Genomic DNA, 5,737 nt, shown 5'->3' with positions numbered 1-5,737 from the left:
CGCCTTACGGTGGAGCTGTGCGTAGATGTGATCAAGAGACAGCCAGCTGATCGTCGCCCATACCCGCAAGGCGGGGGCGATCGTGCTCGGCAAGACCAACACGCCGGAATGGGGCGCCGGCGCCAATACGCGCAACGGGGTCTATGGCGCGACGGGTAATCCCTTCGACCCGTCGCTTTCGGCGGCGGGCTCCTCCGGCGGCTCGGGCGTGGCGCTGGCCTGCGGCATGGTGCCCGTCGCCACCGGCTCCGACACCGGCGGCTCGCTGCGCAACCCGGCCGCCTATAATGGCATCGTCGGCTTCCGCCCGACGCCGGGCCTGGTGCCGAACGAGAAGAAGCCGCTGGGCTGGGCCGCGCTCGGCGTGCTCGGGCCGATGGCGCGCACCGTGCCGGATCTCTGCCTGCTGCTCTCCACCATGGTCGGCGACGATGCCGGCGACCCGCTGGCCACCACCATCGAGGGCCGGCAGGTCCGCCGCCCGGAGGATTTCGCCGTGCCGGGGGCGGTGGACCTCGCCTCGCTGCGCGTGGCGCTGACGCCGGATTTCGGCTTCGCCCCGACCGAGAAGCACATCCGCGCGGTCTTCGCCGAGAAGACCGGCCTGTTCCGCCATGTCTTCGCCCGGGCGGAGGACACCACGCCGGACTGCGCCGGGGCCGACGAGTCCTTCGAGGTGCTGCGCGCGCTGTCCTTCCTCGCGGGCTTCCATGAGAAGGTGCGCGACACGCCGGACCAGGTCGGCCCCAATGTCCGCGCGAATGTAGAGGAAGGGCTGGGCTACAGCGCCCTCGACGTGGTGCGGGCGATGAAGCTGCAGATGGCGATGTACAAGAGCTGGCAGGGCTTCTTCGAGAGCCATGACGTGATCCTGGCCCCGGCCGTCACGCTCAGCCCGCGCCCCTGGACCGAGCTCTACCCGGCCGAGATCGACGGGGTGCCGACCCGGACCTATTTCCACTGGCTGGCGCTCGCCTATGCGGCGACCCTGGTCGGGCATCCGGCCATCTCGCTGCCGGTGGGGCTGGACCACAGGGGCATGCCGTTCGGCCTGCAGATCGTCGGGCCGCGCGGCGGCGATGCGAAGGTGCTGGCCGTCGCGGCGGCGCTGGAGCGGCTGCTGGCCGGGGACCCGCGCACCGCCCGGCCGGTGCCGGACCTGGCGAAGCTCAAGGCCGCCGTGCCGCTGCGCGAGAGCCCGGGCTTCATGGGCTTCGGCTGAGGCAGGCTGAGGGCCGGAGAGGAGGCTTCCTCCGGCCCCGCTTCCATCCGGCCACTTTGCCCGAGAAAGCGGCCGAGGAGCGCGCTTTATGAAAACAGGACATGACGTGACACCAAAATATCATTAAAGAGACAACGAAAGATATTTTGGATGGCACATCCATGTTCAGGCTCACGCATCGCGCTTCGGCCTGTTACCCCTGGCAGGGAACGGAGCCGGCCGACGAGGTCTGGGGAAGCGGCTGGGCCGATACGACCTGGGGAGCGACAGCCGCGGTCGCGCCGCTGCCAGGCGGAGCCGCGAGGCCACCGGAACCACCGCTCGCGACGACATGGTCCATGCGTGCGAGAGCGCGGGGCCGCGTTCCACTGTCACAGCCGGCGGCAAGGCTCCCGGCATCCGGCGAGGGGGCGAAACCGGCGCGGATCGGCTGAATTCTGGGCGTCCTGGCGCCCCAGGTGCCAGTCCGTCACCATTTGCAATCCGCAGGACACGGAAAGCCCATGGTCCTTCCTCCATCAGCGCATCATCTTCCCCAGGTACGCCCCTGGAGATTCCCTTGGGGAAGAGGAGGTGCATCGGCATGTCCCGGTTCGGACCGGCGGGTTCCGGCGAAGAGAGTGGCGTCCTGGCGCGGTGCGTTCCCGATATGGTCTTTCAGGCCCGGGCGCTTGGTGCAGGCTCTTTCCTTCGGGGCGATTCCCGGCCCGCGCGATATCCGGCCGGAAACGGCGGGATCGTGTTATCCTGCTGGGATGTGTCGTGTGCCGCCCCATATCACCGGTCCCTGCCGGGAGAAGGAAGGGGCGGAATCCGATCGCGGCTCCTGGCGCGAGGCGGCCCGAGGGGCCGGGCCGTTCTCGCCCATTGATCCGCATTACAGAATGTCCATATAGTCCCGTGACTGCGGGGATGGCCCAAACCTCATTCCCGCCAGGAGGAGTCCTAAACACACCATGGCACTGCGTCCCGACAACCGCTTCACGACCGGCGGCTCGGCGTGGACCCAGCCTCTGGGGCGGGCGAGCACGGATGCCGCCGTCCTGGATGCCGGGCTCCGCGCCTATATGCTGCGGGTCTATAACTGGATGGCCTCCGGCCTCGCGCTGACCGGCATCGTCGCCTATGTCATCGCGAACACCGCGCTGTCCCAGGCCTTCTACACCGTGGGCCGCACCCAGTCCGGCTACCTTGTCACGCAGCCCACGCTGCTGGGCTGGGCCGCGATCCTGGCGCCGCTGGCCTTCGTGCTGGTGCTGTCCTTCGGCGTGAACCGCATGCAGAAGACGACGGTGCAGGCGCTGTTCTGGGCCTTCGCCGCGGCGATGGGCGCCAGCATGGCGAACCTCTTCGTCATCTACGCGGGCACCTCGATCGCCACGACCTTCTTCGTGACGGCCGGCATGTTCGCGGCGGTCAGCCTCTACGGCTACACCACCAACCGCGACCTGACCCGCATGGGCAGCTTCCTGATGATGGGCCTGATCGGCATCATCATCGCCGGGCTGGTCAACATGTTCGTCGGCTCCACGGCGCTGCAGTTCGCCATCAGCGTCCTGGGCGTGCTGATCTTCACCGGACTGACCGCCTACGACACGCAGCGCATCAAGGCGGACTACATCGAGTTCGCCTATGCCGAGGGCAGCGACGAGGCCGCCAAGCGTTCCGTCTTCGACGCGCTGGGCCTCTACCTGAACTTCGTGAACCTGTTCCAGTTCATGCTGCAGTTCATGGGCGTGCGGAACCAGTCCAACTGATCCGCCCCGGCCTCCGCCCGGACGGGGGCCGGAACGACAAGAGGCCCCGGGGAGCGATCCCCGGGGCCTTTTCCATATCCGCCGTCCGCATCCCGCGACCGGAAGGGAAGGGGGATCACTCCCCCCTGTCGGCGCTCTTGTCGGCCTTGTTCAGGTGCTCCATCAGCTTCACCGTGGCCTTGATCTTGTCGGTGCTGTCCCGCGCCGCGACCTCCATGGCCAGGCGGTCCAGCGCCAGCTCGTAGATCTGCCGCTCGGAGAAGGACTGGTCCGGCTGGCCGGCGTTGCGGTGCAGGTCGCGCACCACCTCGGCAATGGCGATCGGATCGCCGCTGTTGATCTTCTGCTCGTATTCCTGGGCGCGGCGCGACCACATGGTGCGCTTGATGCGGGCCTTGCCGCGCAGCGTCGCCATGGCCTCGTCCATCACCTTCGGCGAGGCGAGCTTGCGCAGGCCGGAGGAAGGAGCCTTGGCCATCGGCACCTTCAGCGTCATCCGGTTCTCCTCGAAAGTGATCACGATCACCTTCAGGGTCGTGCCGGCGACAGGCACTTCCTCGATGCCCTGCACCTGGCCCACGCCATGGGTCGGATAGACGACATGGTCGCCCGCCTTGAAGTCCTTGCCCTGGTTGCCGAGCGGCTTGGGCGGCGGGGCGGGGCGAATCGGGCCGCTGGGAACGGAGTTGGCCTGGCTTTCCTCGGCCCGGGCCTCGGGAGCCGGGGCGGCGTCGGCCATGGTCTCTTCCGGCTTCGGATCGGCGCTCATGCCCGGACACTCCCCTGCTGGTCCCATCCGGATGCGACGCCGGGGGCGGCCCCGGGGATGACGATGGGGGCTGGCGCTTGCGCGGGAGCCTTCATTCTCTACCTCCAGTGCGGATGAACGCGGCCCCGCGGCGAGGGCTGCGTTCTCCGGATCGGGCCATGTCCTCCCCCTGGTCCCGCCCTGCTCGAACGGAACCGACCGGGCGGCGGAACGGGCCGGCCACGGGAGATTGGGGATGCCTTGACCGAAAACGAGCGGCCCCATACCAGAAAATCCGCTGCTCGTCACATGCGGGGCATCCGCCGCCGGGGCTCGCCCGACAGACGGCGGCAGGGGTCTTCCCGGCGGAGGACCACCGGAAGGGCGGCGGGCAGAAGGACCTGCCGCCGGAGAGGCCTCAGGGCTTGCCGGGGTTGGGGCTCAGCAGGCCGGCCTTGTCCGGCTTGCCGTTCCATTCCTCCGCATCCGCCGGCGCCTCGCCCTTGCGGGTGATGTTGGGCCATTGCTGGGCATAGGTGCGGTTGACCTCGGCCCAGGCGGTCGCGCGATCGTCGCTGTCCGGCAGGATCGCCTCCGCCGGGCATTCCGGTTCGCAGACGCCGCAGTCGATGCACTCATCCGGATGGATGACAAGGAAGTTCTCGCCGACGTAGAAGCAGTCCACGGGACACACCTCGACGCAGTCCATGTACTTGCAGCGGATGCAGTTCTCGGTGACGACGTAGGTCACTGCGGCAGTCTCCTGTCCGGTATCTCTTCCGGCACGCTGGCGAAAGTTCCGGCGTCACATGGCGCGAACGGGGCGTTCCGGCAAGCCGTTCATGCCGCCGGTCTGCCCCGTGGGGACGGTTCCCCTGCCCGGCGGCGGCATCAGGCCACCAGGGGCAGGGCGATGGCCTCCAGCGCGTCGCGGGCCTCCGCCGGGGCCAGGCGCAGCTGCAGGCCGCGCTGGCCGCCATTCACGAAGACATAGGGCTCGGCCATGGCGGCCTCCTCGATCGCCGTGGGCAGGCGGCGCCGCTGGCCGAAGGGGCTGATGCCGCCGACATGGTAGCCGGTGAGGCGCTCCGCCTCCCCGGGCGGCATCATCCCGGCCGATTTCCCGCCGAAGCCGGCGGCGAGGCGCTTCATGCTCGCCTCACGGTCCGAAGGCAGCAGCACGCAGACCGGCCTGCCATCCACGCGGGCCAGCAGGGTCTTCAGCACGCGCGACGGCGGCTCGCCGATGGCCTCCGCCGCCTGGAGCCCGATGCGTTCCGCCCCCGGGGCGTAGTCGTAGTGCCGGCGCTCATAGGCGATACCGGCCTTGTCGAGGAAGCGGGTGGCGGGAGTGGCGTTGGACATGGGCCCGATCCGGCAGGATGACGCCGGCGGCAGGGGCCGCGCGGCCTGCGGGCGAGCCTAGGCCACCAGGACGGAACATGGCAGGGGCGGGACGAAGCCCTGTCCCCACGATCTCCCGGGGAGGGCGCGCCGCCCCCGCTCAGTCCGCGAGTTCCTCGTAGAGCAGCCGGGCCTCGGGTGCCGGGCCACGGCGCATGGCGAGGGACAGGACGCGCCAGACCTGGATGCGGCCGTGCTCCGGGCCGCCGAGCGCCAGGGTCAGCACATCCCCGGGCCGCAGCCGGGCGTGGGCCTTTTCCGCCGGCTGGCGGTTCAGGCGGACGGCACCGGCCTCGACCAGACGGGAACAGGCGGCGCGGGTCTTGGCCACCCGCGCGCACCAGAGCCAGGCATCCAGCCGCTGCCAGTCCTGGCCCTCCTGCCCTCCCTTCTGGCCCCCTCTCGGGCCTACGCCCGGGCCGCTCAAGCCGTCACTTGCCGAGCTTCAGCTTGGCCAGGGCCGCGAAGGGGCTGTCCGGGTCGGGGCCGGAGTCGCGCTTGCCACCGATCTGGAAGACGCGGGGCTCGCGGTCGCCACCCTTCCGGTCGCGGTCGGAGAAGGGGCGGTCGCCGCGCGGCCGGTCGCCCCTTGGCCTGTCGCCGCGC

Annotated in this window: 6 protein-coding genes; 2 read left to right on the top strand and 4 right to left on the bottom strand. The window is 69.8% G+C overall.

Annotated elements, in window-relative coordinates; all coding sequences use genetic code 11:
- The first annotated feature begins 46 nt into the window (after positions 1 to 46).
- Entirely contained in the window at positions 47 to 1,222 is a 1,176-nt protein-coding gene (locus tag ROTAS13_RS18330) for an amidase family protein (protein ID WP_083755600.1), read from the top strand.
- A gap of 956 nt (positions 1,223 to 2,178) precedes the next feature.
- Entirely contained in the window at positions 2,179 to 2,979 is an 801-nt protein-coding gene (locus ROTAS13_RS18325; protein WP_171979145.1) for a Bax inhibitor-1/YccA family protein, read from the top strand.
- Positions 2,980 to 3,094: 115 nt separating this feature from the next.
- Here ROTAS13_RS18325 and ROTAS13_RS18320 read toward each other — a convergent pair whose 3' ends face one another.
- From ROTAS13_RS18320 to ROTAS13_RS18305, 4 genes are all read right to left on the bottom strand, one after another.
- Positions 3,095 to 3,748 (bottom strand): CarD family transcriptional regulator, encoded by a 654-nt coding sequence (locus tag ROTAS13_RS18320; protein WP_075823034.1) that lies wholly within the window; start codon positions 3,746 to 3,748, stop codon positions 3,095 to 3,097.
- 397 nt (positions 3,749 to 4,145) lie between these two features.
- Complete coding sequence (fdxA, locus tag ROTAS13_RS18315; protein ID WP_019461230.1) at positions 4,146 to 4,478, bottom strand: ferredoxin FdxA; 333 nt, start codon at positions 4,476 to 4,478, stop codon at positions 4,146 to 4,148.
- A gap of 140 nt (positions 4,479 to 4,618) precedes the next feature.
- On the bottom strand, positions 4,619 to 5,092 hold the full coding sequence (gene ybaK / locus ROTAS13_RS18310) for a Cys-tRNA(Pro) deacylase (RefSeq protein WP_019461231.1): 474 nt from the start codon (positions 5,090 to 5,092) through the stop codon (positions 4,619 to 4,621).
- Between the two features lie 139 nt (positions 5,093 to 5,231).
- Positions 5,232 to 5,558: an RNA-binding S4 domain-containing protein gene (locus tag ROTAS13_RS18305; protein ID WP_051004840.1), complete on the bottom strand. Its 327-nt coding sequence runs from the start codon at positions 5,556 to 5,558 to the stop codon at positions 5,232 to 5,234.
- Between the last annotated feature and the right edge of the window lie 179 nt (positions 5,559 to 5,737).

The organism is Roseomonas sp. TAS13 (assembly GCF_001950415.1).
GTDB classification, from domain to species: Bacteria; Pseudomonadota; Alphaproteobacteria; order Acetobacterales; family Acetobacteraceae; genus Roseomonas; species Roseomonas mucosa.
The sequence above is the reverse complement of the archived record's forward strand: the minus strand, read 5'-3'. Positions and strand labels throughout refer to the sequence as shown.